This window comes from Ramlibacter sp. (assembly GCF_029866045.1).
Lineage (GTDB): Bacteria > Pseudomonadota > Gammaproteobacteria > Burkholderiales > Burkholderiaceae_C > Ramlibacter.
Genome location: NZ_JARXAB010000141.1, coordinates 1 through 25,572 on the forward strand (window position 1 = coordinate 1; position 25,572 = coordinate 25,572).

General features: G+C 66.7%; 23 protein-coding genes and 1 pseudogene. 15 read left to right on the forward strand and 9 right to left on the reverse strand.

From position 1 onward, the window contains the following. From QE494_RS14445 to QE494_RS14455, 3 genes are all read left to right on the forward strand, one after another. Positions 1-1,105, forward strand: a 1,105-nt coding sequence (locus QE494_RS14445) for a fumarylacetoacetate hydrolase family protein (protein ID WP_300044299.1), incomplete at its 5' end; no start/stop codon positions are given. 89 nt (positions 1,106-1,194) lie between these two features. Then, positions 1,195-2,082 carry an MBL fold metallo-hydrolase gene (locus tag QE494_RS14450; RefSeq protein WP_300044301.1) on the forward strand — a complete coding sequence of 296 codons (888 nt, stop codon included), beginning with the start codon at positions 1,195-1,197 and terminating at the stop codon, positions 2,080-2,082. A gap of 14 nt (positions 2,083-2,096) precedes the next feature. Continuing rightward, positions 2,097-3,305 carry an alpha/beta fold hydrolase gene (locus tag QE494_RS14455; RefSeq protein WP_300044303.1) on the forward strand — a complete coding sequence of 403 codons (1,209 nt, stop codon included), beginning with the start codon at positions 2,097-2,099 and terminating at the stop codon, positions 3,303-3,305. A 68-nt stretch (positions 3,306-3,373) separates the two neighbouring features. Here QE494_RS14455 and purH read toward each other — a convergent pair whose 3' ends face one another. From purH to dusB, 3 genes and pseudogenes are all read right to left on the reverse strand, one after another. After that, a complete protein-coding gene (gene purH, locus QE494_RS14460) occupies positions 3,374-4,945 on the reverse strand; it encodes a bifunctional phosphoribosylaminoimidazolecarboxamide formyltransferase/IMP cyclohydrolase (RefSeq protein ID WP_300044304.1) in 1,572 nt (523 codons plus the stop codon). 4 nt (positions 4,946-4,949) lie between these two features. Continuing rightward, on the reverse strand, positions 4,950-5,186 hold the full coding sequence (locus QE494_RS14465; protein WP_300044305.1) for a helix-turn-helix domain-containing protein: 237 nt from the start codon (positions 5,184-5,186) through the stop codon (positions 4,950-4,952). Further along, a pseudogene (gene dusB, locus QE494_RS14470) lies at positions 5,183-6,241 on the reverse strand (tRNA dihydrouridine synthase DusB). The gene QE494_RS14465 and the pseudogene dusB overlap by 4 nt, the downstream one beginning before the upstream one ends. A gap of 268 nt (positions 6,242-6,509) precedes the next feature. On the opposite strand from dusB, the gene QE494_RS14475 reads away from it, so the two are divergent. Next, on the forward strand, positions 6,510-6,992 hold the full coding sequence (locus QE494_RS14475; RefSeq protein WP_300044307.1) for a YqaA family protein: 483 nt from the start codon (positions 6,510-6,512) through the stop codon (positions 6,990-6,992). On the opposite strand, the gene QE494_RS14480 is transcribed toward QE494_RS14475, so the two are convergent. Both QE494_RS14480 and ychF read right to left on the reverse strand, forming a co-directional pair. Next, positions 6,986-7,201, reverse strand: coding sequence for a general stress protein CsbD (locus QE494_RS14480; protein ID WP_300044308.1), 216 nt, complete (start codon positions 7,199-7,201; stop codon positions 6,986-6,988). The genes QE494_RS14475 and QE494_RS14480 overlap by 7 nt on opposite strands. A gap of 150 nt (positions 7,202-7,351) precedes the next feature. Beyond that, positions 7,352-8,443, reverse strand: coding sequence for a redox-regulated ATPase YchF (ychF, locus tag QE494_RS14485; protein ID WP_300044310.1), 1,092 nt, complete (start codon positions 8,441-8,443; stop codon positions 7,352-7,354). A 154-nt stretch (positions 8,444-8,597) separates the two neighbouring features. On the opposite strand from ychF, the gene QE494_RS14490 reads away from it, so the two are divergent. The 3 genes from QE494_RS14490 (at position 8,598) to QE494_RS14500 (ending at position 12,239) form a co-directional block, all read left to right on the forward strand. Then, a complete protein-coding gene (locus QE494_RS14490) occupies positions 8,598-9,110 on the forward strand; it encodes a hypothetical protein (protein ID WP_300044311.1) in 513 nt (170 codons plus the stop codon). Positions 9,111-9,119: 9 nt separating this feature from the next. Next, positions 9,120-9,932, forward strand: coding sequence for an alpha/beta hydrolase (locus QE494_RS14495; protein ID WP_300044312.1), 813 nt, complete (start codon positions 9,120-9,122; stop codon positions 9,930-9,932). 114 nt (positions 9,933-10,046) lie between these two features. After that, entirely contained in the window at positions 10,047-12,239 is a 2,193-nt protein-coding gene (locus QE494_RS14500; protein ID WP_300044313.1) for a bifunctional diguanylate cyclase/phosphodiesterase, read from the forward strand. A gap of 72 nt (positions 12,240-12,311) precedes the next feature. Here QE494_RS14500 and QE494_RS14505 read toward each other — a convergent pair whose 3' ends face one another. The 4 genes from QE494_RS14505 to QE494_RS14520 form a co-directional block, all read right to left on the reverse strand. Further along, on the reverse strand, positions 12,312-13,685 hold the full coding sequence (locus QE494_RS14505; RefSeq protein WP_300044314.1) for an MmgE/PrpD family protein: 1,374 nt from the start codon (positions 13,683-13,685) through the stop codon (positions 12,312-12,314). 4 nt (positions 13,686-13,689) lie between these two features. Then, a complete protein-coding gene (locus QE494_RS14510) occupies positions 13,690-14,667 on the reverse strand; it encodes a tripartite tricarboxylate transporter substrate binding protein (protein ID WP_300044315.1) in 978 nt (325 codons plus the stop codon). 88 nt (positions 14,668-14,755) lie between these two features. Beyond that, on the reverse strand, positions 14,756-15,463 hold the full coding sequence (locus tag QE494_RS14515) for a GntR family transcriptional regulator (protein ID WP_300044316.1): 708 nt from the start codon (positions 15,461-15,463) through the stop codon (positions 14,756-14,758). Between the two features lie 193 nt (positions 15,464-15,656). Beyond that, the gene (locus tag QE494_RS14520; protein ID WP_300044317.1) at positions 15,657-16,562 is read right to left on the reverse strand and encodes an MOSC domain-containing protein; all 906 of its coding nucleotides are present in this window, start codon (positions 16,560-16,562) and stop codon (positions 15,657-15,659) included. Positions 16,563-16,704: 142 nt separating this feature from the next. On the opposite strand from QE494_RS14520, the gene QE494_RS14525 reads away from it, so the two are divergent. The 8 genes from QE494_RS14525 to QE494_RS14560 all read left to right on the forward strand — a co-directional run bounded on the left by QE494_RS14525 (position 16,705) and on the right by QE494_RS14560 (position 25,571). Further along, on the forward strand, positions 16,705-17,904 hold the full coding sequence (locus QE494_RS14525; protein WP_300044318.1) for an FAD-dependent monooxygenase: 1,200 nt from the start codon (positions 16,705-16,707) through the stop codon (positions 17,902-17,904). 68 nt (positions 17,905-17,972) lie between these two features. Then, entirely contained in the window at positions 17,973-18,731 is a 759-nt protein-coding gene (locus QE494_RS14530; RefSeq protein ID WP_300044319.1) for a DsbC family protein, read from the forward strand. A gap of 19 nt (positions 18,732-18,750) precedes the next feature. Then, positions 18,751-20,559, forward strand: a complete 1,809-nt coding sequence (locus QE494_RS14535; protein ID WP_300044320.1) for a M61 family metallopeptidase — start codon at positions 18,751-18,753, stop codon at positions 20,557-20,559. 92 nt (positions 20,560-20,651) lie between these two features. Then, complete coding sequence (locus tag QE494_RS14540; protein WP_300044322.1) at positions 20,652-22,151, forward strand: DUF3108 domain-containing protein; 1,500 nt, start codon at positions 20,652-20,654, stop codon at positions 22,149-22,151. 98 nt (positions 22,152-22,249) lie between these two features. Then, positions 22,250-23,029, forward strand: coding sequence for an enoyl-CoA hydratase (locus tag QE494_RS14545; protein ID WP_300044323.1), 780 nt, complete (start codon positions 22,250-22,252; stop codon positions 23,027-23,029). Positions 23,030-23,138: 109 nt separating this feature from the next. Then, positions 23,139-23,972 (forward strand): hypothetical protein, encoded by an 834-nt coding sequence (locus QE494_RS14550; protein WP_300044324.1) that lies wholly within the window; start codon positions 23,139-23,141, stop codon positions 23,970-23,972. A 22-nt stretch (positions 23,973-23,994) separates the two neighbouring features. Then, on the forward strand, positions 23,995-24,711 hold the full coding sequence (locus QE494_RS14555) for a hypothetical protein (RefSeq protein WP_300044325.1): 717 nt from the start codon (positions 23,995-23,997) through the stop codon (positions 24,709-24,711). A 17-nt stretch (positions 24,712-24,728) separates the two neighbouring features. Further along, positions 24,729-25,571, forward strand: coding sequence for a DUF5672 family protein (locus QE494_RS14560; protein WP_300044326.1), 843 nt, complete (start codon positions 24,729-24,731; stop codon positions 25,569-25,571). Position 25,572: the final 1 nt, after the last annotated feature.

Below are 25,572 nucleotides of genomic sequence, written 5' to 3' on the forward strand. Positions count from 1 at the left end.
CGCCGCCCTGCAGGCGCTCATGGCGCCTTTGTCGTTGAAAGCGGACCAGCGCCGAGCGCTCAGGCGCGGCCTGTCGCGCCTGCTTGGCACCGCGGAGAGCGACCGGGTGCGGCGCCACGCCACCGAATTGTTGCAAGCGCAGTCCAGCGTGCGCATGGTGCTGCCAGCGACTGTGCAGGGCTTCACTGATTTCCAGGCCGGCATTCATCACACCTTGAACGGTCGGCGCCTGCGCGGCTCAGGCGCTGGCAGCCTACCAGCCAACTACCACCAGGTGCCCATCGCCTACAACGGCCGGGCCTCTTCGGTGGTGGTGTCGGGCACGCCCGTGCGCCGCCCCAAGGGCCAGATCAAGAATGCCGAGGGCGTGACCTATCGGCCGACACGGCAGCTGGATATTGAGCTGGAACTGGGGGTCTGGATCTCGCACGGCAACGTGCTGGGTGATCCCATCACCGTCGACGAAGCCGACAGCCACATCGGCGCCTTCTGCCTGGTCAACGACTGGTCGGCACGCGACATGATGGCTTGGGAGATGGACCGCCTCGGGCCCTTCACCGGCAAGACCTTCGCCACCTCCGCCTCGGCCTGGCTGATATCGCCCGAGGCCCTCGCACCGTTCCGTGGCACCGCCTATGTGCGCGGGCCGGAGCCCGAACTGCAGCCGCCGCCCCACCTTCGTAGTAACGTCCAGCAGGCACAGGGTGGCCTCCACTTCCATCTGCAGGTGCTGGCCGCCACGGGACGCCAGCAGCAGGCCGGACAGCGCCCGGTCCCAGTGGCCCAATCGCACACGCAACACCTGTACTGGACGCCAGCGCAGATGCTGGCCCACCAGACCAGCAGCGGCTGCAATCTCCTGTGTGGGGACTTGCTGGCCACAGGCACCATCTCCGGCCCCGGCCCGGGTGAGGGCGGCAGCTTCAAGGAATTGGGCGGGGGAGGCGAAACTCCTTTCGCCGTCGGCAACGAGTCACGCTGCTGGGCCGAGGATGGCGACCTGATCGTGCTTCGCGCCAGGGCCTCGCGCGAAGGTGCAGCCAGCATCGGCTTTGGCGACTGTGCCGGCATCGTGCTCCCTGCGCACGGGGCATCTCGTGACTGAGCCTCTTGGCTGCATCGTAGAACTGTCCGTATTGGCGGTCGTCGACAATGGCTTGCTAATGGCTGGACATACAACCGGAGACAAACCCCGTGAACTTTGATCGCGACTTCACCGCCTGGCCGATCGGGCTGCACAAAGTGGCTGAGGACGTCTATGCCTATGTGCAAGGCAACGGGCCTTATGGCAATGCCGGCTTCAGCAACGCTGGATTTGTGGTCGGGCCCGAGTACGTTGTCGTGATCGACACCCTGGGCACCAACTCCATGCTTGATGGCTTCATCAAGGCGATCCGCAGCGTGACAGACCTGCCTGTGGGCTTAGTGATCATTACCCACCACCATGTCGACCATGTGCTGGGGACGCACCGCTTCATGCCGGCGCGCGTGATCTGCCATCGCCATTGCCGGGCGCACATCGCCGCGGGGCGCGACACCATGGTGCAACGCTGGCGCTCGATGCGGCCGCTGCTGGCCCCTGACCTGGACGACATCCCGGTGGTGGTGCCTGACATCACCTTCGAGCAGCGCATCAGCATCCACCTGGGCGAGCGCGAGCTGGTGGTGTTCCACCCCGGCCTGGCGCACACCGACGGTGATGCGGCGGTGTACCTGCCGCAGGATCGCCTGCTGTTTACTGGCGATCTGTTCTTCAACCGCGTCTGCCCGGCCGCCTTCCAGGGCAGCGTCACAGGGTGGATCGCCGCTGTGGAGGGCCTGCTGGCCCTCGATGCCGAGGTGATCGTGCCCGGTCACGGTCCGGTCGCGGACCGCGCAGCGCTGGCGGAAATGCTGCGGTATTTGCGCCTGATCCAGACCGGCAGCGAACAGGCCCATGCCCGCGGCCTGACCCCCGAGCAGGCGGCAGCCGAAATGGAGCTGGGGGCGTTTCGCGACTGGTTCGACACCGAGCATCGGCTGCTGCAGGACATCGAGCGTGTCTACGCCAGCCTGCCGACCCAGCCCGCCACTTCGGCCTGAAGCCAGGGCGGGCCATGAGACAAGACGACTTTGACCGTGGCCTGGTGCAGCGCCGCGCCGTGCTGGGACATGAGTGGGTAGAGCGCTCCACCGCCAATGCCACGGCATTCACCGCGCAATGGCAGGACTTCATCACGCGCACGGCGTGGCATGCCGTGTGGGGCCGCGAGGGCCTCGACACCGAGACACGCCGCCTGCTGGCCATGACCTCGACGCTGGCGCTCGGCCGCCTGGAAGAGTTCGAGATGCATGTCCACGCCGCCCTGGCGGCCGGCATGTCCGAGGTGGCCTTGCAGGACATGCTGCAAATGGTGGCTCTCTATGCCGGCGTGCCGGCGGCCAACACAGGCTTTCGCATCACCGCCGCAGCCCTGAAGGCGGCGGGAAGGCCTTCGCCTCCCGCGCCACTGACCCCCACGGTGCGCGAACGCAGCTTCCACACCTTCAGCCAGCCCCAGACACATGTGGTGCTGCAGGGGCCGGAGTCCGGGACACCGGTGGTGCTGTGCCATGCCCTCGGGCTGGACTTGTCGATGTGGTCCCAGGTAGCAGGACGCCTGGCCGCACGCGGCCACCCGGTGCTGCGCTACGACCTGCAAGGGCACGGGGAATCGGAACTGGCAGGCAGTCCGAGCATCGATGACCTGGTGGAAGACGCCGCCCGCGTGGTGCAGGAATGGAACCGGGGCCCGGTCGTATTCGTCGGCCTCTCCTTGGGCGGGATGGTGGCCCAGGGCCTCGCAATCCGGCACCCCCGGCTTGTACGCGCGCTGGTGCTCTCGAACACCGTCGCGACCTACCCGCCGCAAGCCCGCGAGGGCTTTCTGGCGCGGGCTGGCCAGGTGCGCGAAGGCGGCATGGCAGCCATCATCGACGCCGCCATGCAGCGCTACCTGTCGACACAATTCCAGAGCCAGGAACCCGCGGCGACGCTCCAACTGCGCGAACTTTTGCTGCGCTGTTCCCCGGCCGGCTACTCCGCCTGCTGCGAAACCTTGGCCGGCGTGGACTGGACCGACGGCCTGTCCACCATCCGGGTGCCAACCTGGGTCGTCTCTGGCGCCAGCGATTTGGCCGCACCACCGGCCCTGCAGCAGGCATTGGCGCAGGGCATTGGCCCTTCAGCACGGCACACGGTACTCGCCAGCGCTCACCTGCCCACCCTGGAGGCATCCGAAGCCTTCAGCGCGGGCTTGGAGGCGTTCCTGGCCGAGTGCGTCTAGACCGGCGCGGCGCAAGAAAATCGGGGCCCAGACGCGCCCTGAAGGCCCGCGCAGCGTTTTGTGCGTGCCTAGTGCCGAAAGTGCCGCACCCCTGAGAACACCATCACCACGCCGCGCTCGTTCGCGGCGTCAATGACTTCCTGGTCTCGCATCGAGCCGCCCGGCTGAATGACGCAGCTGGCGCCCGCGTCCACCACCACGTCGAGGCCGTCGCGGAAGGGGAAGAAGGCGTCGCTGGCCACCGCTGTGTCCTTGAGCGACAAACTGGCGTGCTGGGCCTTGATGCTGGCGATGCGGGCCGAATCCAGCCGCGACATCTGGCCGGCGCCCACGCCCATGGTCATGCCGCCCTTGCAAAAGACGATGGCGTTGGACTTGACATACTTGGCCACCTTCCATGCAAACAGCAGGTCTTGTAACTGCTCGGGGGTGGGCTGGCGGGTGGTGACCACTTTGAGGTCGGCCAGTTGCAGCTCGTGGTTGTCGGCGGTCTGCACCAGCAGGCCCGAGCCGATGCGCTTGGTGTCCATCGCATTCTGGCCCTTGTCCCAGGGGGTAGACCCACCCTTGGGCAAATCGATTTTCATCAGCCGCACATTGACCTTGGACTTGAACACCTCCAGGGCCTCGGGGCTGAAGTCGGTGGCAATGAGCACTTCGACGAACTGCTTGGACACGGCCTGAGCGGCTGCGACATCGAGCGGGCCGTTGAAGGCGATGATGCCGCCAAAGGCGGAGGTGGGGTCGGTCTTGAAGGCCTTGTCATAGGCCTCGAAGGCGTTGGCGCCCACTGCCACACCGCAGGGGTTGGCGTGCTTGACGATCACGCAGGCCGGCGCATCGAAGGTCTTGACGCACTCCCAAGCGGCGTCGGCGTCGGCGATGTTGTTGTAGGAGAGCTCCTTGCCTTGCAGCTGCACGCCGGTGACCAGCGAGCCGGGCGCGGGCTGCAGGTCGCGGTAGTACGCGGCTTGCTGGTGCGGGTTCTCGCCATAGCGCAGGTCTTGCAGCTTGACAAAGCGTCCGTTGGACTGGGCCGGGAAGGCGGCGCGGCTGCCATCGTCCTGCAGGCTGGAGAGATAGTCGCTGATGGCCGCGTCGTAGTTGCTGATGCGGTTGAACGCCGCCACCGAGAGCGCAAAGCGGGTCTTGTCCGAGACCTTGCCATGCGCCTGAAGTTCGGCAATGACCGGCGCGTACTGGCTGGCGTCGGTGAGCACCGCGACGTCCTTCCAGTTCTTGGCGGCGCTGCGCACCATGGCCGGGCCGCCGATGTCGATGTTCTCGATCGCATCTTCGAGCGTGCAACCGGGCTTGGCCACCGTCGCCTCGAAGGGGTAGAGGTTGACCACCAGGATGTCGATGGTGCCGATGCCGTGCGCCTTCAGGGCAGCCATGTGCTCGGGCAGGTCGCGCCGGGCCAGCAGGCCGCCGTGCACCATGGGGTGCAGGGTCTTGACCCGCCCGTCGAGCATCTCGGGAAATCCGGTCACCTCGGCCACCTCGGTGACCGGCAGACCTTGCTCCTGCAGCAGCTTGGCGGTGCCGCCAGTGGAAATGAGCTGCACGCCCAGGCCGTGCAGGGCACGGGCGAGTTCGGCGATGCCGGTCTTGTCGGAGACGGAGAGAAGTGCTTTCATGGATTCATTTCAGGAGCTTGTGCTCGAGCAATTTCTTGCGCAGGGTGTTGCGGTTGAGGCCCAGCCACTCGGCTGCGCGCGATTGGTTGTGGTCCGCCTTGGCCATGACGACCTCCAGCATGGGCTTTTCGACCACCTTCACCAGCAGGTCGTAAATGCCGTCGGGGTCGGTGCCACGCAGGTCTTTGAAATAGCCTTCCAGGCTGCTGCGGACAGAGTCCTCAATCTGTTTCTTGCTCACGCGTCCTCCGCGTCTTGGGTTTCTTCGATGGAGGCCAGGGCTGCGGGCACCGCCGCCCGCTCGGGCAGCCGGTCCGCGTGCGCGGCCAGGGCATCGAAATAATCGGCCACCGCCTGCCACTGGGCGGCGCTGTCCTCGAGGGTGTTCATCTGGCGGCGAAACACCTCGCCGCCGGGCAGGCCGGCCACATACCAGCCGATGTGCTTGCGCGCGCTGCGCACGCCGGTGAACTCGCCGTACAGGTCGTAGTGGTCTTCCAGGTGCGCCAGCAGCAGGCGCCGAACCTCGGCCACCAGAGGCGGCGCCAGATGCTCGCCAGTGGCCAGAAAGTGGCCGATCTCGCGAAAGATCCAAGGCCGGCCCTGCGCGGCGCGGCCGATCATGATCGCGTCGGCGCCGGTGCGGGCCAGCACCTCGCGGGCCTTCTCGGGCGAATCAATGTCGCCGTTGGCCACCACTGGCACCGCCACTGCGGCCTTGACCGCCGCAATGGTGTCGTACTCGGCTTGGCCCTTGTAGCCCTGCTCGCGGGTGCGTCCATGCACAGTGAGCATGGCAATACCTTCCTGCTCGAAGGCGCGCGCCAGGGTGACCGCGTTGCGGTGGGCCTGGCACCAGCCGGTGCGCATTTTGAGGGTGACCGGCACGCCGCGGGGTGCACTGGCAGCGACCACCGCGCGCGCGATCGAAATGGCGAGGGTCTCCTCCTGCATCAGATCAGAGCCCGCCCATTTGTTGCACACCTACTTGGCCGGGCAGCCCATATTGATGTCGATGATCTGCGCGCCGCGGTCGATGTTGTAGGCCGCGGCCTCGGCCATTTCATGGGCCGAGGTGCCGGCAATCTGCACCGCGATCGGACCGGGCTCGCCTTCATGGTCGGCGCGGCGTGAGGTCTTGAGGCTGTTCCACAACTCGCGCTTGGAGGTGACCATCTCGCTCACCGCATAGCCTGCGCCCAGCTGCCGGCACAACTGCCGAAAGGGGCGGTCCGTCACACCCGCCATCGGCGCTGCGAACAGAGAGTTCGCCAGAAGATGAGGGCCGATGCGCATGGGAGGGGTCGAACGGGGCGTGCTGAAAAAAGAGGCACGATTGTAGTGCCTGCGAAAGGGCCCGCCGCGCTTGCGTCGCGCGGCATCCTCTGCTAGGGCGCGCGGCTGTCATCGGCATCCTGGCCTGAAGGACTGAAGGACTGAAGGCCTGATGCGCTGATGCACCGATGGCTCAATGGCCTGATGACGCCATGGCCTACCGAGGGCCTGCGCGGACGCACTGCCTATACTCGCGCCACCGGTTTCGACCTACTGGATTCAACAACGCATGGAAGTCTGGCTCGCAGGCCTGCTGGGGTGGCTGGCCTTGCCGAAGTTTGGTCTGGGCGCCCTCTTTCTTGTGGCCTTCATTTCGGCCACGCTCCTGCCCATGGGTTCGGAGCCCGCGCTGCTCGGCCTCATCAAGCTCAACCCAGACATGTTCTGGCCTGGCATTGTGGTGGCCACAGTGGGCAACACCCTGGGCGGGATGGTGGACTGGTGGATGGGCTACGGCACCCACAAGGCGGTCGAGCGCTGGAAGCACTCCCCGGTGCATGTGCGCGCGCTGGCTTGGCTCGAGCGCATGGGCCCCAAGGCCTGCCTGCTGGCCTGGCTGCCACTCGTGGGCGACCCGCTGTGCGCGGTGGCGGGCTGGCTGCGCCTGCCCTTCTGGCCCTGCGCCGCCTACATGGCGGTGGGCAAGTTCCTGCGCTACCTCCTCATGACCGGAGCAGCCCTCTGGGCCTTCCCCGGCTTCTTCGGTCAGTAGCGCTCGAACACCAGGCCGGGATTCTTTTTCTCGAAGGCCTTGAGCTGGTCTTCAGCCTCGTCCATGCCCAGGTGGTGGCGGTGGCACAGGCGGTCGAGAAAGGTCTCACGATGCCGGAGCCCGTGATGCACGTCCTCGTCGGTGAGGTCGCTCCACTCGGCCTTGACATGCGAAGCCGCCTGCTCGGTGGACAGTTTCGTGTGGGACATGATGTCTCCTTGCGAAGGTGAAACACCACTCTAGGCCGGCTGCTGCTGGCCGTTGTTGCGAATTGTCAAAAACGGCCCACGCGGGCAATGAGGGCAATGCGGGCAATCCCCGCAATGGGTGCCACAAGCACCCGCCTCGAGCCCACAAGCTCAAACGTTGAACAAGAAGTTCATCACGTCGCCATCCTTGACGACGTACTCCTTGCCTTCGCTGCGCATCTTGCCCGCGTCCTTGGCGCCCTGCTCGCCTCGGTGGGCGATGTAGTCGTCGAAGGCGATGGTCTGCGCGCGGATGAAGCCACGCTCGAAGTCGCCGTGGATCACGCCGGCCGCCTGCGGTGCGGTGTCGCCGATGTGAATGGTCCAGGCGCGCACTTCCTTCACGCCGGCGGTGAAGTAGGTCTGCAGACCCAGCAACTGGAAGGCGGCGCGGATCAAGCGGTTGAGGCCCGGCTCGGTCTGGCCGATCTCGGCCAGGAACATGGCCTTGTCCTCGTCGGCCATGTCGGCCATGTCGGCCTCCATCTTGGCGCAAATGGCCACCACCGGCGCGTTCTGCGAAGCGGCGTATTGCGTGAGGCGATCGAGGAAGGGATTGTTTTCGAAGCCGTCTTCGCTCACATTGCCCACGAACATGGCGCGCTTGGCGGTGATCAAGCACAGGGGCTTGAGCAGGGCCTGTTCTTCGGTAGACAGCGACAAGATGCGCGCCGGCTTGCCCTCGTCAAGGACGGCCTGCACCTTGGTGAGCAGCTGGGTGAGCTTGCCCGCTTCCTTATCGCCGCTACGGGCGAGTTTCGAGGCGCGGTGCTGGGCTTTTTCGACCGTGCCCAGGTCGGCCAGGCACAGCTCGGTCTGGATCACCTCAATGTCGGCAATCGGGTCGACCTTGCCAGCCACGTGAATCACGTTTTCGTCTTCAAAGCAGCGAACCACGTTGACGATGGCGTCGGTCTCGCGGATGTGGGCCAGAAACTGATTGCCCAGGCCCTCGCCCTGGCTGGCACCGGCCACCAGACCGGCGATGTCGACAAACTCCACGATGGCCGGGACGATGCGCTCGGGGCTGATGATCTGCGCCAACTGCTGCAGGCGCGGGTCGGGCACCTCCACCACGCCGGTGTTGGGCTCGATGGTGCAAAACGGATAGTTCTCGGCGGCGATGCCGGCCTTGGTGAGGGCGTTAAAGAGGGTGGACTTGCCGACGTTGGGCAGGCCCACGATGCCGCATTTGAGGGACATGAGGAAAACCTTGTGAGAGGGGCGCAATTGTACTGACAGGCCCTGCCGGGCCTGGCTGCGTTACCCCAGCGAGGCGGCCGGAAAACCCTGCGTGGGCGCGGCGGACGGCGGCAGATTACAGTCACGCGTCCTTTCTTTCCCCTACAAACACAAGATGCGCTGGCTGAACCTCCTCACCCAAACCCCGGCTCTGGCCGAAATTTTTCTCGAAGGCCACAACCCCTACGCCCACCAAAAGCTGGACGCCGCTGATGTCGACGGCTTGCGCCAGGCGCTGCAGTCCAATGAGGTCCTGCAAGCCTATGCGATCGGCCGCATCGTGGGCGCCGGGCGTGGCGTTTGGGCAGTGACCGATCAAGCCGTGCTCCTGCGCGAGGACGGCCAACAGGGCGTGACCCGCATTGCGCTGAACCAGGTGAAAACGGCCCAAGCCGTCCGGGGCCGTTTCGGCCATGTGCTGCGCCTGCACACCAGCGGCGGCGCACACAGCTTGTTCGGCGTTGCGCGAGAACTCGCCGCCGGCTTTCACCAAAGCCTGGCCTCCCTTGAAGTTGCCAGCCAGTTCGACGACGCGCAAGCGCACAGCCGCCACTGGCGCGACGATGCACCGGAAGGCTGGCTGCAGGACTGCCTGAGCGACGCGCGTCAAAGGCTTGCACACGCCTAAGATTCAGGCGTGCCCCTCCTCCTCCTGCACCTCCTGCGCGGCCTCCGCCGCCCTCTCGCCCTGCTCCTGCTGGCCACCAGTCCGCTGCTGGCCTTGGCGCAATCCGGCATGCGTGGCCTGCCATTGGGCGGGAACGAAGGCCGGGGTGATGCGGTGCTGCCGCTCTATGTGGCGAGCCACCCTCAGGCGCAGGCCACCGTCATCCTGTTGCCGGGGGGCGATGCTGGCATCGGCCGCATCACGGACGGCGAGCCGGGAAGCGGCAACTTCCTGGTGCGCTCCCGCGAAATGTTCCGGGAGGCCGGCTTCAATGTGGTGATCGCCTTTCGCGCCTCCGACCTGACGGAGCTCAACTACCGTTACCGCGCAGGCTCTATCCACAGGGGCGAGCTGGAAAAGGTGGTGGACTTCGCGGCGCGGGAATTCGGCAAGCCGGTCTGGCTGGTGGGAACCAGTCTGGGCACCGTCTCCGGCGCGGCAGCGGCTATCGCCCTGGGGCCCAGGGTGGCAGGCCTGGTGCTGACCGCTTCCATCACCCACCGTGTGCATGGCGGGGTACAGAATCAGGACATCGGCCGCATTCGGGTGCCGGTGCTGGTGGTGCACCACCTCCGAGATGCCTGCTGGGCCTGCGTGCCCGATGAGGCCCGGCGTATGGCCATCGGTTTTCGCTCGGCGTCGGTGAGCAAGTTTGTCATGGTGGAGGGGGGCTCCAACCCGCAAGGCGACCCCTGTCAAGCCCGGCATTGGCATGGCTTCATCGGCTACGAGAAGGAAACGGTGAAGCTGATCACAGACTGGATGCTCAAGCCCCAAGCGTGACCCTGTCGGGGATACACCCAAGAAATGCCAACAAAAGCACCCATTTCTGGGCTGCATCTCCATTGAACAGACTATTCGGATCTAGTTATCTCAACAGTCAATAGACTGCAGAGCATGCGTTACCGCCTCGCTGCTCGCGCTTCCCGCCTCTGGAAGCGTTCTGTCACCCACCGGCTGACCGCACTCAGCCTGCTCGTGGTTCTGCTGGCCACTCTGGCGCAGGACGCGGTGGTGGCCCACTGGCTGGAGCAGGACGCGGCGCGGGCACTCGCGGCCCAGCCGTCCGCGGCGGCGGTCGCAACACCCGAACCGCTGGACCAAGAGGCCCGCCTCACGCGGCTTGCAATGGAACGGCAATTGCTCCTCTGGATTGCGGCGATCGGCGTCGCGGTCGCCCTGTTGCTTTCGTTGCTGATCCGATTGCAACTTCGGCCGCTGGATCGCGCAGCCAGCAGACTTTCGGCGGTCCGCCGGGGTCTGCACTCAGGGGAGCCGATCCAGCCGCTGGCGGTGGGACGACGTGACGAAGTCGGGGAGCTCATCGAGGGCTTCAACGCCCTGCTGGCCGAGATCGAGCAGCGGCAGGCGGCGTTGAGTCAGAGCGAGCTTCTTTACAGCACGGCCTTTCAGACCAGCCCGGACGCGGTGAGCATCACCCGCTGGAGCGATGGGCATTGCCTGCAGATCAACGAGAGCTACACCCGCCTGCTCGGTTGGAAGCCCGAGGAACTGGTGGGCCGCAGCGTCTTGTCGGTGGGCCTGTGGCGGCGGCTGGAAGACCGGCGCCTGCTGATGGACCTGCTGGCGCAGTCGGGCCGTGTGGAACACCTGGAGACCGAGTGGGTCACCCGCGAGGGCCGGGTGCTGGCAGTGGAGGTTTCGGCTTCAGTGATGGACCTGCAGGGCGAGCGTTGCCTGCTGGCCATCGCACACGACCTCACCGCGCGCCGGCAGGCCCAGCGCCAAATCGAAACACTGGCCTTCTCCGACCCGCTGACCGGCCTGCCCAATCGCAGGCTGCTGACGGACAGGCTGGGCCAGGCCCTGGCCGACGGCCGCCGCGCTGGCCAGCACACGGCACTGCTGTACATCGCGATCGACGACTTCCAGCAACTCCAGAACAGCCAAGGCCAGATGGCCGGCGACAAGCTGCTGCGGGCCGTCGCCAGCGAACTGCGCGCAGCGATTCGCCTGTCCGACACGGTCGCCCGCTTGAGCGCCAGCACGTTTGTGGTGCTGGCCAAGGACCTGGCCACTTCGGCGCAGGAGGCGGCCGCCCAGGTCCAGGCGGTCGACCGCCAGGTGCGGGAAGCGATGGAGCGCGGCATGGCCCGACTGGGCGTGGCGGCCGCCCGTGTAAGCATCGGCATCGCGCTGGACAGCGGCGAGGCGGTCGACGCGCAAGCGCTGATGCGACATGCCGACCTGGCCCTGCACCACGCGAAGGCGCAAGGCCGCGGGCAGTCGATGACCTTCAACCAGGAGATGCTGGACACGCTGAGCAGCCGTGCGGCGCTGGAGGCAGACCTGCGCGCGGCACTGGGTCCGGGTCCGGACACAGAACCTGCCACCGAACAGCTCGTCCTGCACTACCAGCCGCAAATCGGGCCCGATGAACGCATCGTGGGCGCAGAAGCCCTACTGCGCTGGACGCGGCCGGGTCACGGCGGGGTGCCGCCGTCGACCTTCATCCCGGTGGCCGAGGACAGCGGCCTCATCCTGCCGCTGGGCCGCTGGGTGCTCGAGAGCGCCTGCCAGCAGTTGGCCCAGTGGGCCCGCGAGCCGGCTACCGCCCATCTGATGCTGGCGGTGAATGTGAGCTCACGCCAGTTCCAGCAGGCGAGCTTCGTCGAGGAGGTGCAGCAAGCGCTGACCCGCAGCGGCGCCCTGCCCGAGCGCCTGCGCCTGGAGCTGACCGAGAGCGTGCTGATCGACAGTTTCGATGCGGTGGCGGCGCGAATGGAAGCCCTCAAGGCCCTGGGCGTGGGCTTCTCGCTGGACGACTTCGGCACCGGTTTCTCATCGCTGGGCTATCTCAAGCGGTTGCCGCTGGACGAGCTGAAGATCGACGGCAGCTTCGTGCGTGACATCGAGAACGACCCCAATGACCAGGCGATCGCGCAGGTGGTGATCGCCCTGGGCCAGACACTGGGCCTGCAGGTGGTGGCCGAGGGCGTGGAAACCGAGGCGCAGCGCCAGCAATTGGCCGCCATGGGCTGCCGGCATTACCAGGGCTACCTGTTTGGCCGGCCGCAGCCGGCGGCGGAGTTTGTGGCCCGGGTCCGGGACCAGGCCCCGCGGGCCTGAGCCGCGGTCCGCACGCAGGCCCGCGCCGCTTGGGCCCGCGGCTCAGGTCCGCATCTCTCAGGCCCGCATCGCTCAGGCCGGCGTGAGCAGTCCCAGCAGCCCGCGCAGGTCAGGTGCCTGACCGAGCTTCCAGCAGGCCGCGAGGATCTGGTCCACACGTGCCCGGCCCAGGATGGGGTCGGACAGGTCGTGGAACTTGGACTCGAGGTGCGCATCCGTCATCGGCCGCTCGAGCGAGCCGATGGCGTGCTCCACATGCACCGTGACGACACGGCCATCGGTGAGCGTGGCTGTGGCAACCACGCTCTCCTCGCGGATGCTGTCGTCCACCACCGCCACCACCTTGCGGCGCAGCGCCACCACATCCTCGCGGCGCACGATCGCGTCGGAGAACTCCTCCTCACCCGCGCGGCCGAAGATGAGGCCCGCGGCGCAGCCGTGGTAGACGCTGAACTTGCTCTGCAAACCGTCCTGCGGCTCCTTCTTGCCGGTGAGCTCGAGCACCAAGGAGTGCACCCGCAGCTCGATCTTTTGCACCTGCTCCGGGGTCACGCCCTGGTCGCGCAGTTGGGCGCAGGCGTCGATGCTGGGGTGAATGACGATGCCGCAGGCAAAGGGCTTGTAGGCGTTGAAGCTGATCTCGAAGCGCTGACCCAGTTCATCGCGCGCCTCGTTCCAGTCGTACTTGGTCGAGACCACCTGGGCCCAGCCGCGCGGCGCTTCCAGGGCGCGGGGGCTGGCGGTGAAGCCGTGGTGGGCCATCAGCGCGGCCATCAGGCCGGCGCGGGCGGCGCCGCCCGGGTGGAAGGGCTTGGTCATGGTGCCAAACTGCTCCCGCAGGCCGACCGGCTGCGAGGCGGCAATGCCCAGCGCCATCTGGGTCTGCTGGGCGGAAAGGCCCAGCAGACGCGAGCAGGCCGCAGCCGCGCCCAGGGTGCCGGTGGAGCCGGTGATGTGCCAGCCGCGGTCGTAATGCTGCGGGTAGACGAGGTTGCCCATGCGGCAAGCCACATCGATGCCCAGCACCGTGGCGTCGATCACCTGCCGGCCGCTCGAACCGATCTGCTCGGCCAGGGCCATCACCGCCGAGGCCACCGGGCCTGCGGGGTGGATGATGGTCTTGAGGTGGGTGTCGTCGAAGTCGAAGGTGTGGGAGGAGATGCCGTTGATCAGGGCGGCGTTGGCAATGTCCACCCGCTCCGGCCGGCCAGCCAGCGTCGCCTGGGGCGCAGGTTGCAGCATCTGCACCGCCGCCAGCGCAGCGTCCACTGCCTCGTGACGGGCCGCGCCAATGGCGCAACCCAGCCAGTTGAGGAAGGTGCGGTGAGCCTCATGCTCGACCGCATCGCTCCATCCGCGAGAGGGATGTTCGGCGACGAAGCGGGCAAGCTCCTGCGTGATCGGCGGCGCCTGGGTGTCGGCGGCCACATGGGTATTGACGGTCATGGGGTCAGGATTCGAGGTTGATGTTGCGGGCCTTGGCCAGTTGGGTCCAGCGGGCGAGGTCCTGCTTCATGAAGTCGGCGAACTGAGCCGGGTTCATCGGCATCAGTTCGACCGCTTCTGCGCTGAGCTTCTCGCGGAAGTCGGGCTGCGCCAGCACCTGGGCCATGGCGTCGTTGAGGGTCTTGACCACGGCCGCCGGCATGTTGGCCGGGCCAACGACGCCGTACCACTGCTGGGCGTCAAAGCCCTTCAGACCGCCCTGCTCCATCGTCGGCACGTCCTTGAGGGCGGGGTGGCGCTGGGTGCCGGTCACCGCCAGGGGCTTGAGGCGACCGCTGCGGATATGCGGCAGCGCAGCGGCGAGGCCCGGGAACATCACTTGGGTCTGGCCAGCGATCAGGTCGGTGGTGGCCGGGGCGATGCCGCGGTAGGGGATGTGCACCATGAAGGTGTCGGTCTGCAGCTTGAAGAGCTCCGCGGTCAAGTGGGTGAGCGAGCCCGCGCCGGCCGAGCCATACGACAGGCGGGCCGGGTTCTTCTTGAGGTACTCGACGAGTTCCTTGACGTTGTTCACCGGCAGGTTGGTGTTCACCACCAGCACGTTGGGCGTGCTGCCGATCATGCCGATGGGCGTGAAGTCCTTCAGCGCGTCATAGGGCAGTTTGCGGGTGGCCGGCGAGGTGCCGTGGGTGGCCACATAGCCCTGCATCAGGGTGTAGCCATCGGGTGCAGCGCGCTGGGTGCTCTGGCAGGCCACAACGCCGCCGCCCCCGCCGATGTTCTCCACCACCATGGATTGGCCGAGCACCTTGGACAGGCGCTCGCACAGGTTGCGGCCGATCATGTCGGAGCCGCCGCCGGCGGCCACCGGAACGATGTATCGCACCGGCTTGGCCGGGTATTGCTGTGCAGCGGCCTGGCCGGGCAGCAGGGCAGGCGCCAGGAGCAGAGGGGCCGATTGCAGGAGGGTGCGTCGCTTCATGGGGAGTCTCCTTCGTTTGGATGGATCAGGTTTCGAGTTGGGGAACAGGTTGGGAAACAGGGTAGGAAATAGGCGGGAGTGCAGTCGCTCATGCGGGAACGGGCTCGGCGGAAAGCCGCCGGTGCGCGTCGCCCACATGACGGGCCAGCAGGCTGCGGGTCGCGGCGGGATCGCCAGCGTCGATGGCCTGCACGATTTGCTGGTGCTCCTGGATGGAGGTGCGCATTGCCAGACCGCGGGACAGGCTGCGCAGGCGCGAGAGGTGGAGTTTTTGCACCAACTCCCGGTAGCTGGCCCGCAGCGCCAGGTTGCCCGCCGCCTCCACGATCAGCCAATGGAAGCGCAGGTTCTCTGTGTAGTAGTCGCGCACGTCCTTACTGGCCACCGCATCGGCCATGGTCGTGGTGGATTCGCGCAGCGCCTGCGCCAGGCTTTCGCGCTCGGCTTGCGGCAGGGTGGCAGCCTTTTCGCCGGCAAAACCGTCCAGCAAGGCGCGCATCTCGTACAGGTCGCGTACCTCTTCGGGCTCGATGCGGCGAACGAACACGCCCGCATGCTTCCGCGACACCACCAGGCCAGAGCTCTCCAGCTCGCGCAAGGCTTCCCTGACCGGGACACGCGATACGGATAAGCGTGCGCACACATCTGGCTCGCTGATCCGGTCGCCCGGGCGCAGCTCACCGCCCAGAATGCGCTCGAGCAGGTCGTCGCGTACCAGCTTGGGCAAGGAGGTGTCGCGCACCGCGCGCAGGCGGCTGGAAGCGGTGTCGGCGTCGGGGTCGAGCCAGGGAAACATGGGCGGGGGGGTGAAAAACAAGGCCGTGCTGGCCCCATGGGGCTGACAGCGATTCGAATATCGTATACGTTAGACGATCGGCCTCAGACTCGGGTTTTCCCGAAGAGAGGCCCGTGTCGCCCTCGCGAGCGTTCGGAGCGTTCGGAGGGTTCGCGAGGGTTCGGAGCGTTCGCGCCCGCCGCCAGGAGCCAGCTCAGTCGAAGCGCCAGTCGCCGACCACGGACTGGCCGATGCGCAGCCGGGCGCCGTCACCGGCGCGGATGATCGCGTTCATGCCGAAGCAGACCGCGCCACCCATCGACGGCAGGCTGCGGTAGACCTGAAGGGCGTCGCCCAAGGCCGGGTCGGACAGGCCGGTAGCCGGGTCGATATTGGGAATGCTGCAGCGGGCGCAGGGCTTGACCAGCTGCAGTTGCACCGGAAGGTCCGCCTCGATCGCGAGCAGGCCCAGGCCGTCCTCGCCGTGCGCCGTCAGCCCGTCCAGCACGATGTTGGGCCGGAAGTGGGCCAGGGTCACCGGGGTCCGGCCAGCCGCCTGCAGCCGCTGGTTCAGCCCGTCGAGGGAGGCTTGGCTCAGCACGAGAAGCGGAAAACCATCGCTGAACTGGTTGGGCGCCTCCACCCCGCCGGTCCACTTCATGGACGACAGCCGCTGGTGCTCGGGGTCGAAGCGCACCAGCCGCAGGGGCTGGCCGAGGAAGTCGGTGAACCACTGCGCCGCCACCGCGCCCATGTCATAGGCCGGCACCTCGTCGTCCCAGATCCGCACCCGTGCCGGCGCCTCGACCCGGTCGATGCCCAGGTGCAAGGCCAGCATGCCCGGCGCGCGCAGCACCACCTCGCCGCCGCGCAGGCTCACCTGCACCAGCGCCATCCGCGGCAACTCGCGCTGGGAGACGAACTCCCCCGATGCGTCGACCACCATCCAGGCGCGGTCCAGGTCCAGGCCGGCGTCGGTGAGCTCCGACTCCTGGAGCGTCACACCGGCGCAGGACTTCACCGGGTAGATGTAAAGCCCACTGATGCGGGCTTGGGCTTGCGAGCCCGGTTCGCGGGGACTGTCGGAAGATTCGGCGGGGGTGCGGGTTGAAAGTGACATGGTCGTGAAATTCTGTGCGGCAGGCCCAAGCGCTGCGGTCGAAAACAGGTGGCGGGAAAAACGTGCGCCAGAGGCAGGGCCAAAGCCCTCTAAAGACCCTTCAGTGGCGCCACGCCATTGTGCCGGCTCCTACAATGGCCCGATGACTTTGCCCTTGGATGTCTGTGTCCGCGGCGGCGGTATCGTGGGCCGCACGCTGGCCCTGCTGCTCGCGCAAGAACGCCTGCGCGTCGGCCTGGTCGAGTCGCCGGAGGCGGTGAGCGCGGCGCAGGCCGACCTGCGCGCCTACGCCATCAACGCCAGCTCCCGCGCGCTGCTGGACCGGGTGCGGTCCTGGCCAGAGGCGCTGGCCACACCGGTGCAGTCCATGGCGGTTTACGGCGATGCAGGCGGCGAGGTGCGCTTCGCCGACACCGCCGCTGGCGCGCGCCAAGAGGCAGGCGCGGGCCCCGCCCACAGCGGCCGGCCCCTGGCCTGGATCGCCCAGGCCACCGACCTGCTCGGCGCGCTAGACCAGGCCCTTCACTACCAACCCCAGATCGAGCGCCTCGCCGAGCCCCAGTCCGCGGCACTCACGGTGGTGTGCGAAGGCAAGGCCAGCGCCAGCCGCGCCGAGTTCGGTGTCGACTGGCGCGTACAGCCCTATTACCAGCACGCGATCGCCGCCCAGCTGCGGGCCGAGCGGCCGCACGACCAGATTGCTCGCCAGTGGTTCCGCCCGGGCGAGATACTGGCCCTTTTGCCCATGGGTGGCCCGGTGACCAGCCCAGTGTCTGCGGCGGAAGATCGCGCCCATCACCCGGGTGCCGGAACAGCGGCGGGCCATGCGCTGGCCCTGGTCTGGTCGGTGCCGGCCGAGCGCGCCGCCGAACTCACGGCGCTGCCCGCGCAGGCTTTCGAAGACCTGCTGCATGACGCCACCGGCGGTACGCTGGGACGCATCACCCTCACCTCCGAGCGCGCCCGCTGGCCCTTGCAACGCGCCGAGGCCTCGCGTTGGTGCGGCCCGGGCTGGGCCCTGGCGGGCGACGCCGCCCACACCGTCCACCCCCTGGCGGGCCAGGGCCTCAACCTCGGGCTGGCCGATGCCAGCACGCTGGTGCAGGTGCTGCGGGCACGCGAGTACTGGCGCAAGCTTGGCGACGAAAAACTTTTGCGCCGCTACGAGCGCGCCCGCAAGGGCGAGGTGGCGGCCCTGCAATGGACCACCGGCGGCCTGCAGTGGCTGTTTGCCCCGCCCGGCCCCGCCTGGCGCTTTGTGCGCAACTGGGGCATGCGCGGCTTCGACCGCAGTGGACCACTCAAACACTGGATCGCCCGGCAAGCCGCCGGCGGCCTGTGAAGCGTCGCGCCTGCGCCAACGCACCGCCAGGCCCGCCCAGCGCCTCAACCCGCAACAAATTGATTGCCATGAAACTGTTTCGCCTCCCCCTCGCCGCTTGGCCCACCGCGCTGCGGGCCCTGTCACTCTTCACGCTGCCACTTTTGCTACTGGCGCTGCTAGGCCCGACCCCGGCCCGGGCCCAGGAGGCCCAAATTCGCAAGGCCATCACCGAGCGCCTGCCCCAACTGGGCGCGGTCGAGGAGGTTCGCAAAACGCCCATCGCTGGCCTGTTCGAGGTCCGCATTGGCCTCGACTTGTTCTACACCGACGCACAGGGCAACTACCTGATCCAGGGCCAGATCCTCGACACGAAAAACAAGCGCAACCTCACCGAGGAACGCGTGGAAAAATTGAGCGCCATCGACTTTGCCAGCCTGCCAGTGGCCGACGCCTTCACCATCGTGCGCGGCAACGGCAAACGCAAGGTGGCGGTCTTCCAAGACCCTAACTGCGGCTACTGCAAGCGCTTCGAGAAAGACCTGCAGGGCGTGGACAACATCACCTTGCATGTGTTCCTGTACCCCATCCTGGGCCCGGACTCGCTGGAGAAATCGCGCAACCTCTGGTGCGCCAAAGACAAGGGCCGTGCCTGGCAAGACTGGATGGTGCGCGACCAGCTGCCTGCCAAGGTCAGCTGCGACAGCGCGGCGCTCTCACGCAACGTCGAGTTTGGCCGCAAGTGGCGCATCAGCGGGACACCCACCCTTGTCTTCACCGACGGCAGCCGGGTGCCAGGCGCCATCAGCGCCCAGCAGCTCGAACAGAAGCTGGCCGAAATCAAATGACCTTCACGGACCGCCTGCATTGATCGCTCCCCTGCATTACCAGGTCGAACCCGCCGACCTGCGCGCCCACCTTTGGCGCGTCACCCTCACCCTGGCTGCGCCCGCAGAGGCGCAGCAGTTGTCGCTGCCGGTGTGGATCCCCGGCAGCTACCTGGTGCGTGAGTTCTCGCGTCACCTGCAGTGCCTGGGCGCGCGCCAGAACGGCAAGGCCATCGCCCTGCAGCAAGTGAGCAAGTGCCAGTGGCAGGCCGACTGCGCAGCTGGCTCGCCGCTCACCGTGAGCTACGAGGTCTACGCCTTCGACAACTCGGTGCGCGCCTCTTGGCTAGACGAAGGCCGCGGCTTTTTCAACGGCACCAGCCTGTGCCTGCGGGTGCATGGCCAGGAGCAGGAGGCCCACGCCCTCGAGCTGCTGCCGCCGCCAGGCGTGGCCACGCCCTGGGAAGCAGCCACCGGCCTCACGCCACACAAGGTGAACAAACGGGGCTTTGGCAGCTACCTGGCCGCCGACTACGACGAGCTCGTGGACTGCCCGGTGGAAATGGGCCCGACCGACAGCCTCTGGAGCGGCCACTTCGAGGCCGCCGGCATCCCCCACCGCATCGTGGTGGCCGGTGCGCCGCCGACCTTCGACGGTGCGCGGCTGGTCGAACACACCCGCGCGATCTGCGAGGCCGAGATCGGTTTCTGGCACGGCAAGGGCCGTGGCAAGGGAGCGGGGAAAAGTGCGGGGAAAAGCGCCGGCAAAGCCGCGCCCTTCAAGACCTACCTGTTCATGCTCAATGCGGTGGACGAGGGCTATGGCGGCCTGGAACACCGCAACTCCACCGCGCTCATTGCCTCGCGCCGCGATCTGCCGCGGCAGGGTGAGACGCGCACGCCCGAGGGCTACACCACCCTGCTGGGCCTCATCAGCCACGAGTACTTCCACACCTGGAACGTCAAGCAGCTGCGGCCGGCCGAGTTCACCCGCTACGACTACACCCAGGAGAACTACACCCGCCTGCTGTGGTTCTTCGAGGGCTTCACCAGTTACTACGACGACCTGTTCCTGCGCCGCACCGGCGTGATCGACGACCCGGCCTACCTGCGGCTGCTGGCCAAGAGCATCAACCAGGTGCTGCAAGCGCCAGGGCGGACGGTGCAGTCGGTGGCCCAGGCCAGCTACGACGCCTGGATCAAGTACTACCGGCCCGACGAGAACACCGCCAACGCCACCATCAGCTACTACAGCAAGGGATCGCTGGTGGCGCTGTGCCTCGACCTCACCCTGCGCGCCGAGGGCAAGACCACGCTGGACGCGGTGATGCGCGCGCTGTGGGCCCGCTGCAAGGGCGGGCCCATGACCGAGGCCGATTTGACCGCCACCCTCAAGGATCTGGGCGGTCGCAGCTTCGCCCGCGAGATCGCGGCCTGGGTGCATGGCACCCGCGAACTGCCACTGCAGGAGCTTTTGCAACAGCACGGTGTCACCGTGTGGCGGGATCCCGCGCCGATGCAGCAGCGCCTCGGCCTGCGCGCAGACGAATCAGGCGGCAGCATCCGCATCAAGACCGTGCTGCGTGGCGGCCCTGCCGAGCAGGCGGGTCTGGCCGCTGGTGACGAGTGGCTGGGCGCGGAGGTGGGCGTGCAAGGCTGGCGGCTGGACCGGCTCGATGACCTGCACCTCTACCTCGGCACCCAGCGCCGCTTCATCGCACTGGTCGCGCGCGACCGGCGGCTGCTGCGTTTGGCAATGGCCATGCCACCCGCCTCCGCCGCCCAGGCCTGGCGGCTGTCGGTGGGCGAATCGGCACGGGTTCGGGCATGGCTGGCGGGAACAGACTGAACCAGCCACCCGAAGCTGGCCAGGAAAGCAGCACCGGACTAGGCTGGCGGCAGGCGCTGGCGCGGCGCGGAATCGCCAGCACGCCCAGGCGCATGGTCCGCACGCTGACGATCACGCTGGCCATCCTGACCTTCGTCGTGTTCCTGGGCCACCTGCTCGCGCTCGAGTGGCTGGCCCGCCTTGCGCCCGGCCTGAGCGGCTTGCAGGCCCTGCCCGAGCCCCTGTTCACGCGGGTGCTGGCGCCGTCGGAAAAGGACCCGGAGGTGGTGGCCGTCCCACCGGCCGCGCCAGCGCCGGCCCCGGTAAAGCCTGAGGCAAGCCTGGTGGCCGCAGCGCCAGCGAGCCCGGCCTCTGCGCCTGCGCCTGCGCCTGCCTCGACACCTGAGCCCACACCTGAGCCCACACCTGAGCCCGCACCTGCGCCTTCACAGGCACCAGAACCCCCGCCGACAGAGGTCGCCACACCAACACCGCCGCCCGCCGAGCCGGCGCCGCCGATCACTGCAACGCTGGTCATCGCGGCGGAGACGCCTGCTCAGACATCCGCGCAGACGTCCGCTCCGACCCCCGCTCCGACGGCGGCCAGCGAGACCAGCGTCAACCCACAGGCGGTCGTGACGGCGCCGATTACGGTCGCGGCTGCCACGGTGATGGCAAGCACCGCACCTGTTGCAACTGTCGCACCTGCCACACCTGCCACACCTGCCACACCTGCCGCACCTGTTGCACCTGTCGCACCTGCCACACCTGTCGCACCTGCTACGCCGATCGCGCCTCCCGCAAAAATCGAAACGGGCCCACCTGTCACGGCGAGGGCACCGGCCGCTCAGGGTGGTGATGGCGGCTCTTCGGCAGGCGGTCGGGCTACGGCCAACAACGCGCAGGCAGGAACAAGCGCAACGGGCAGCGCCGCCGTCACCGGCCCTGTCGCTGGCGCCGACCCGCTCGAGCGCCTCTGGCCGGTCGACACCCGCATCACCTACAAACTCTCCGGACTGTTTCGGGGCGGTCCCCTGCACGGCACGGCCAAAGTCCAGTGGTTGCGACAGGGCGACCTCTATCAGGCCCGCGTTGAGCTCTCCGTGTCGCCCTTCTTCAATGCCGCCTACACCAGCCAGGGCCAGGTCACTCTGCAGGGCCTGATTCCGCAGGCCTTCGAAGACACCCGCGGCAGCCGCCGGCGCCTGACCCGATTCACCGACAAGGAGGTGATCCAGCACGATGGCCGCAGCTTCGAGCGGCCTGCGGGTGTGCAGGACCTGGCCAGCCAGTTCATCGAAATCGGCCACCGCTTGCGAACCGGCCAAGCCACTTCCGCTCCAGGCGGCACCCTCACCCTGCCGCTGGTGCGGCCCGGCTCAGTCGACACCTGGACCTACGACATCTTCGCGCACGAGATGCTGCGCACCCCTCGCCTGGGCAATCTCGACACGGTGCGGGTCACCCCCCGGCCCTTCACCAATGCCCGCGGCACCCTGGCCTCAGAAGTCTGGTTCGCACCGCGCCTGCAGTACCTGCCGGTACGTTTGAAGATCAGCTTCGGCGAGGAGGCCTGGGCCGACCTGCTGGTCGAAACGATCGAGCAGCGCTGAGGCCTCCGCGGGCTCTATCTGGCCCCGGCCCCTTGGGTATAGTGCCCCGACGCCATTCACACCCACCCATCGCAAGCGGCTCACCGCCAGGAGAAAGCATGTCTTACCAATGCATCGAGGTATCCACCGAGGCCGAGCGCGTTGGCCTTGTTCGCCTCAACCGCCCCAAGCAACTCAACGCCCTGAACGGCGAGTTGATGGACGAACTCGGCGCCGCCCTTAAGGCCTTTGATGCCGACGACGCCATCGGCTGCATCGTCATCACAGGCAGCGAGAAGGCCTTTGCCGCCGGCGCCGACATTGGCGCCATGGCCAAGCTCGGTTTCTCTGAGGCCTATGGTGGCGACTTCATCACCCGCAACTGGGAAACCATCCGCAGCATCCGCAAGCCAGTCATCGCCGCGGTAGCGGGCTTCGCCCTGGGCGGCGGCTGCGAATTGGCCATGATGTGCGATTTCATCATCGCCGCCGACAACGCCAAGTTCGGCCAGCCCGAGATCAAGCTGGGCATCATCCCTGGGGCTGGCGGCACCCAACGCCTGCCACGCGCGGTGGGCAAGGCCAAGGCCATGGACCTGGCACTCACCGGCCGCATGATGGACGCCACCGAAGCCGAGCGCTCGGGTCTGGTGAGCCGCGTGGTCGCCGCCGACAAGCTGATGGAAGAAACCCTGGCGGTCGCCCTGCTGGTGGCAGGTATGCCGCGCCTGGCTGCCTATGCGGCCAAGGAGTCGGTCAACCGGGCCTTCGAAAGCGGCCTGTCCGACGGCGTGATGTACGAGCGCCGGCTGTTTCAGGCGCTCTTCGCCACCGAGGATCAAAAGGAAGGCATGGAAGCCTTCATGGCCAAGCGGCCGGGAGTGTTCAAAAACCGCTAAGGCTGCAATTGCCTGCCGCTCTGGGCAAGCTGACGGTATCACCGGGCCGCCGGCAATGACGCATCGACAAAAGTACGCGCCTGGCCCTTAGCGTGCTAAGTTAGTGCCCATGAGGATCATTGACGCGTTCATATTCTTCAATGAAATCGAGCTGCTGAAGATCCGGCTTGAATTGCTCTACCCTCATGTCGACGAGTTTGTCATCTGCGAGGCCAACACCACCTTCTCTGGCCAGCGCAAGCCCTACACCTTCCTGGAGCGAGAGCAGGAGTTTTCACCTTGGCGGGACAAAATCACCTTCCTCGCCTACCAACCCGAGCTCACTGGCTTGGACTTCACCCGCCCCACGACATTTGACGGCAGCTCGGCGCCTTGGCAGATAGAACGAGGGCAGCGCAACCACCTTGCGAGCTGCCTGGCCTGCGCAAAGGACGAGGACATCCTGATTCTTTCGGACGTCGACGAGATTTGGACCCCGGAGTTAGCCTCTTGGCTGAAGGCCTACCCGATGCAGATGAAGGCGGGGCGCTTGGGCATGCAGTTCCACTACTTCTTCATGAACTGCCGTGGCATCGGTCCCGCGAACTCACTATGGACTTATTCTTTGTTTGCCCGGGTCGGCCTTCTCCGGGCCCAGCCCCACACGCTCCACGATCTGCGCGTGGACGCACAGCTACCGGTGACCAGCGACGCGGGTTGGCATTTCTCCTACCTTGGCGGGGCAGAGGCGGTCATTCGGAAAATTGAGTCTTTCTCGCATCAGGAGCTCAATACACAGGAAATCAAAAACTTTGAGCGAATTTCCAACTGTCTGCGCCTGGGCCTGGACCCCTTCGACCGCGCCGACCACGCTTGGGCCTTCTTCCATGTGGACAGCTACCCGGCGACCCTGGCGGCTCTGATGCGCCGCCACCCTGGCCTGATCAAGGCGACTTTGCTTTGAGCCTGAGCACAGGAGATTCGCGATGAGCCTGATGAATACCAGCGATAAAGTTTTCTGGCACGGGTTCACCGACTTCTACGAATCATTTTTTCTGGGGCGGGATTTCCGTTACGTCGCTGAAGTCGGGGTCTTTAAGGGCAACTCCATCCGCTGGCTGCTGGAGCGATTCCCGAACGCCGAAATTCATGGCGCAGACATATTGCCCTTGCAGCCGGAGTGGCCCGTGAACTCCCGCTTTGCGTTTAGCCAGTTGGACCAAGGCGACCCAAAGCAACTGCGAAGCTTCTTCGGCTCCCGCCCCTTCGAACTGATCATCGAGGATGGCTCACACCAGCCGCAGCACCAGGTGCTGGCCCTTGTTGAGGGGGTTCAGGCACTTGCGCCTCTGGGTCTCTACATTCTTGAGGACATCCACACCTCCCACCCCAGTTCCACTCGGGATGGGCGGGGCAATGCGCTTCATGCGCTATTGGCCATCCACCATTACCAGCGTTTAGGCCTGCCCGTCGATGACACGCGCGCCGCGCTGATCGCCAACAACTCGATCTTGGCCGCCGAAGAAGTGCACTATCTTGGCTCAACGTTATCGAAAATCGCCCTGTATCGCCGCACACGACTCCCGGACTACTGTTACCGTTGCAATGTGAGGGACTTCGATTTCAGCGCCCTGCGCTGCCAGTGCGGAGCCGACGTGTTCAGCGACGCGGACTCCATGACCTTCGTCCTACAAAAGGCGTGAGTGGCGTAGCTTCGTTAATGCAAGATCTATCACAGGTCACACTTTGCGCCGCCGACTGCGTTACCCCTGCACTGGCGGGGCAGGCCCTCGACCGCTGCCTCGCTCAGTGCGACTTCGGCGAGGCCCTGCTGCTGTCGCATGAAGCCGCGCCAACCCAGGCGCGCTGGACACGCATCGACCCTCTGCGCTCCATCGCCGACTACAACGCCTTCATGCTTGGGCAACTGATCGAGCATGTGCGCACCCCCTATGTGCTGGTTGTGCAGTGGGATGGCTTTGTGCTGGACGCCAGCCAATGGCGATCTTGTTTCCTTGACTTCGACTACATCGGCGCACGCTGGCCCTGGCACCCCACAGGCAGCGACGTGGGCAACGGCGGCTTCTCGCTGCGCTCACGGCGGCTGCTGGAGGCGCTGGCCAGCCCGGGATTTGTGCACGCGGACGCGCCCGAGGATGACCTGATCTGCCGCCGCAACCGCCCTTACCTGGAGCAGGCCCACGGCATCCGCTTCGCGCCGGCCGAAGTGGCCGAGCGTTTCGCCTACGAAAACGGCGAGCCACAGCGGTCGACCTTCGGCTTTCACGGCCTGTTCAACCTGTGGCGGCACCTGGACGAGGGCCAAGTGCTGGTCATCGCGGACAGCCTCCCGGCGCGCACCTGCCTTTCGAAAGCGTTCGTTGACCTGCAAATGACCTACCTGCAACAGCGCAAGTATTGGATGGTGGGCGCGATGTATCGCCTCATGACCCGCGCCGGCGACCGGCAAGCCGTTCTGGCCGCCTATGGGCAGGCGATGCCGGACGCCGAGGTGCCCGAGGCCCTGGTTTCCTTGTGCGAGCGACTCATTCAGGGGACCTGAG

Excerpts from the sequence above, each read along its gene's own strand:
- QE494_RS14455 (WP_300044303.1), top strand. The coding sequence starts at position 2,097 with ATGAGACAAGACGACTTTGACCGTGGCCTGGTGCAGCGCCGCGCCGTG.
- purH (WP_300044304.1), bottom strand. The coding sequence starts at position 4,945 with ATGAAAGCACTTCTCTCCGTCTCCGACAAGACCGGCATCGCCGAACTC.
- QE494_RS14475 (WP_300044307.1), top strand. The coding sequence starts at position 6,510 with ATGGAAGTCTGGCTCGCAGGCCTGCTGGGGTGGCTGGCCTTGCCGAAG.
- QE494_RS14480 (WP_300044308.1), bottom strand. The coding sequence starts at position 7,201 with ATGTCCCACACGAAACTGTCCACCGAGCAGGCGGCTTCGCATGTCAAG.
- ychF (WP_300044310.1), bottom strand. The coding sequence starts at position 8,443 with ATGTCCCTCAAATGCGGCATCGTGGGCCTGCCCAACGTCGGCAAGTCC.
- QE494_RS14490 (WP_300044311.1), top strand. The coding sequence starts at position 8,598 with ATGCGCTGGCTGAACCTCCTCACCCAAACCCCGGCTCTGGCCGAAATT.
- QE494_RS14500 (WP_300044313.1), top strand. The coding sequence starts at position 10,047 with ATGCGTTACCGCCTCGCTGCTCGCGCTTCCCGCCTCTGGAAGCGTTCT.
- QE494_RS14505 (WP_300044314.1), bottom strand. The coding sequence starts at position 13,685 with ATGACCGTCAATACCCATGTGGCCGCCGACACCCAGGCGCCGCCGATC.
- QE494_RS14510 (WP_300044315.1), bottom strand. The coding sequence starts at position 14,667 with ATGAAGCGACGCACCCTCCTGCAATCGGCCCCTCTGCTCCTGGCGCCT.
- QE494_RS14515 (WP_300044316.1), bottom strand. The coding sequence starts at position 15,463 with ATGTTTCCCTGGCTCGACCCCGACGCCGACACCGCTTCCAGCCGCCTG.
- QE494_RS14520 (WP_300044317.1), bottom strand. The coding sequence starts at position 16,562 with ATGTCACTTTCAACCCGCACCCCCGCCGAATCTTCCGACAGTCCCCGC.
- QE494_RS14525 (WP_300044318.1), top strand. The coding sequence starts at position 16,705 with ATGACTTTGCCCTTGGATGTCTGTGTCCGCGGCGGCGGTATCGTGGGC.
- QE494_RS14530 (WP_300044319.1), top strand. The coding sequence starts at position 17,973 with ATGAAACTGTTTCGCCTCCCCCTCGCCGCTTGGCCCACCGCGCTGCGG.
- QE494_RS14540 (WP_300044322.1), top strand. The coding sequence starts at position 20,652 with ATGGTCCGCACGCTGACGATCACGCTGGCCATCCTGACCTTCGTCGTG.
- QE494_RS14545 (WP_300044323.1), top strand. The coding sequence starts at position 22,250 with ATGTCTTACCAATGCATCGAGGTATCCACCGAGGCCGAGCGCGTTGGC.
- QE494_RS14550 (WP_300044324.1), top strand. The coding sequence starts at position 23,139 with ATGAGGATCATTGACGCGTTCATATTCTTCAATGAAATCGAGCTGCTG.
- QE494_RS14555 (WP_300044325.1), top strand. The coding sequence starts at position 23,995 with ATGAGCCTGATGAATACCAGCGATAAAGTTTTCTGGCACGGGTTCACC.
- QE494_RS14560 (WP_300044326.1), top strand. The coding sequence starts at position 24,729 with ATGCAAGATCTATCACAGGTCACACTTTGCGCCGCCGACTGCGTTACC.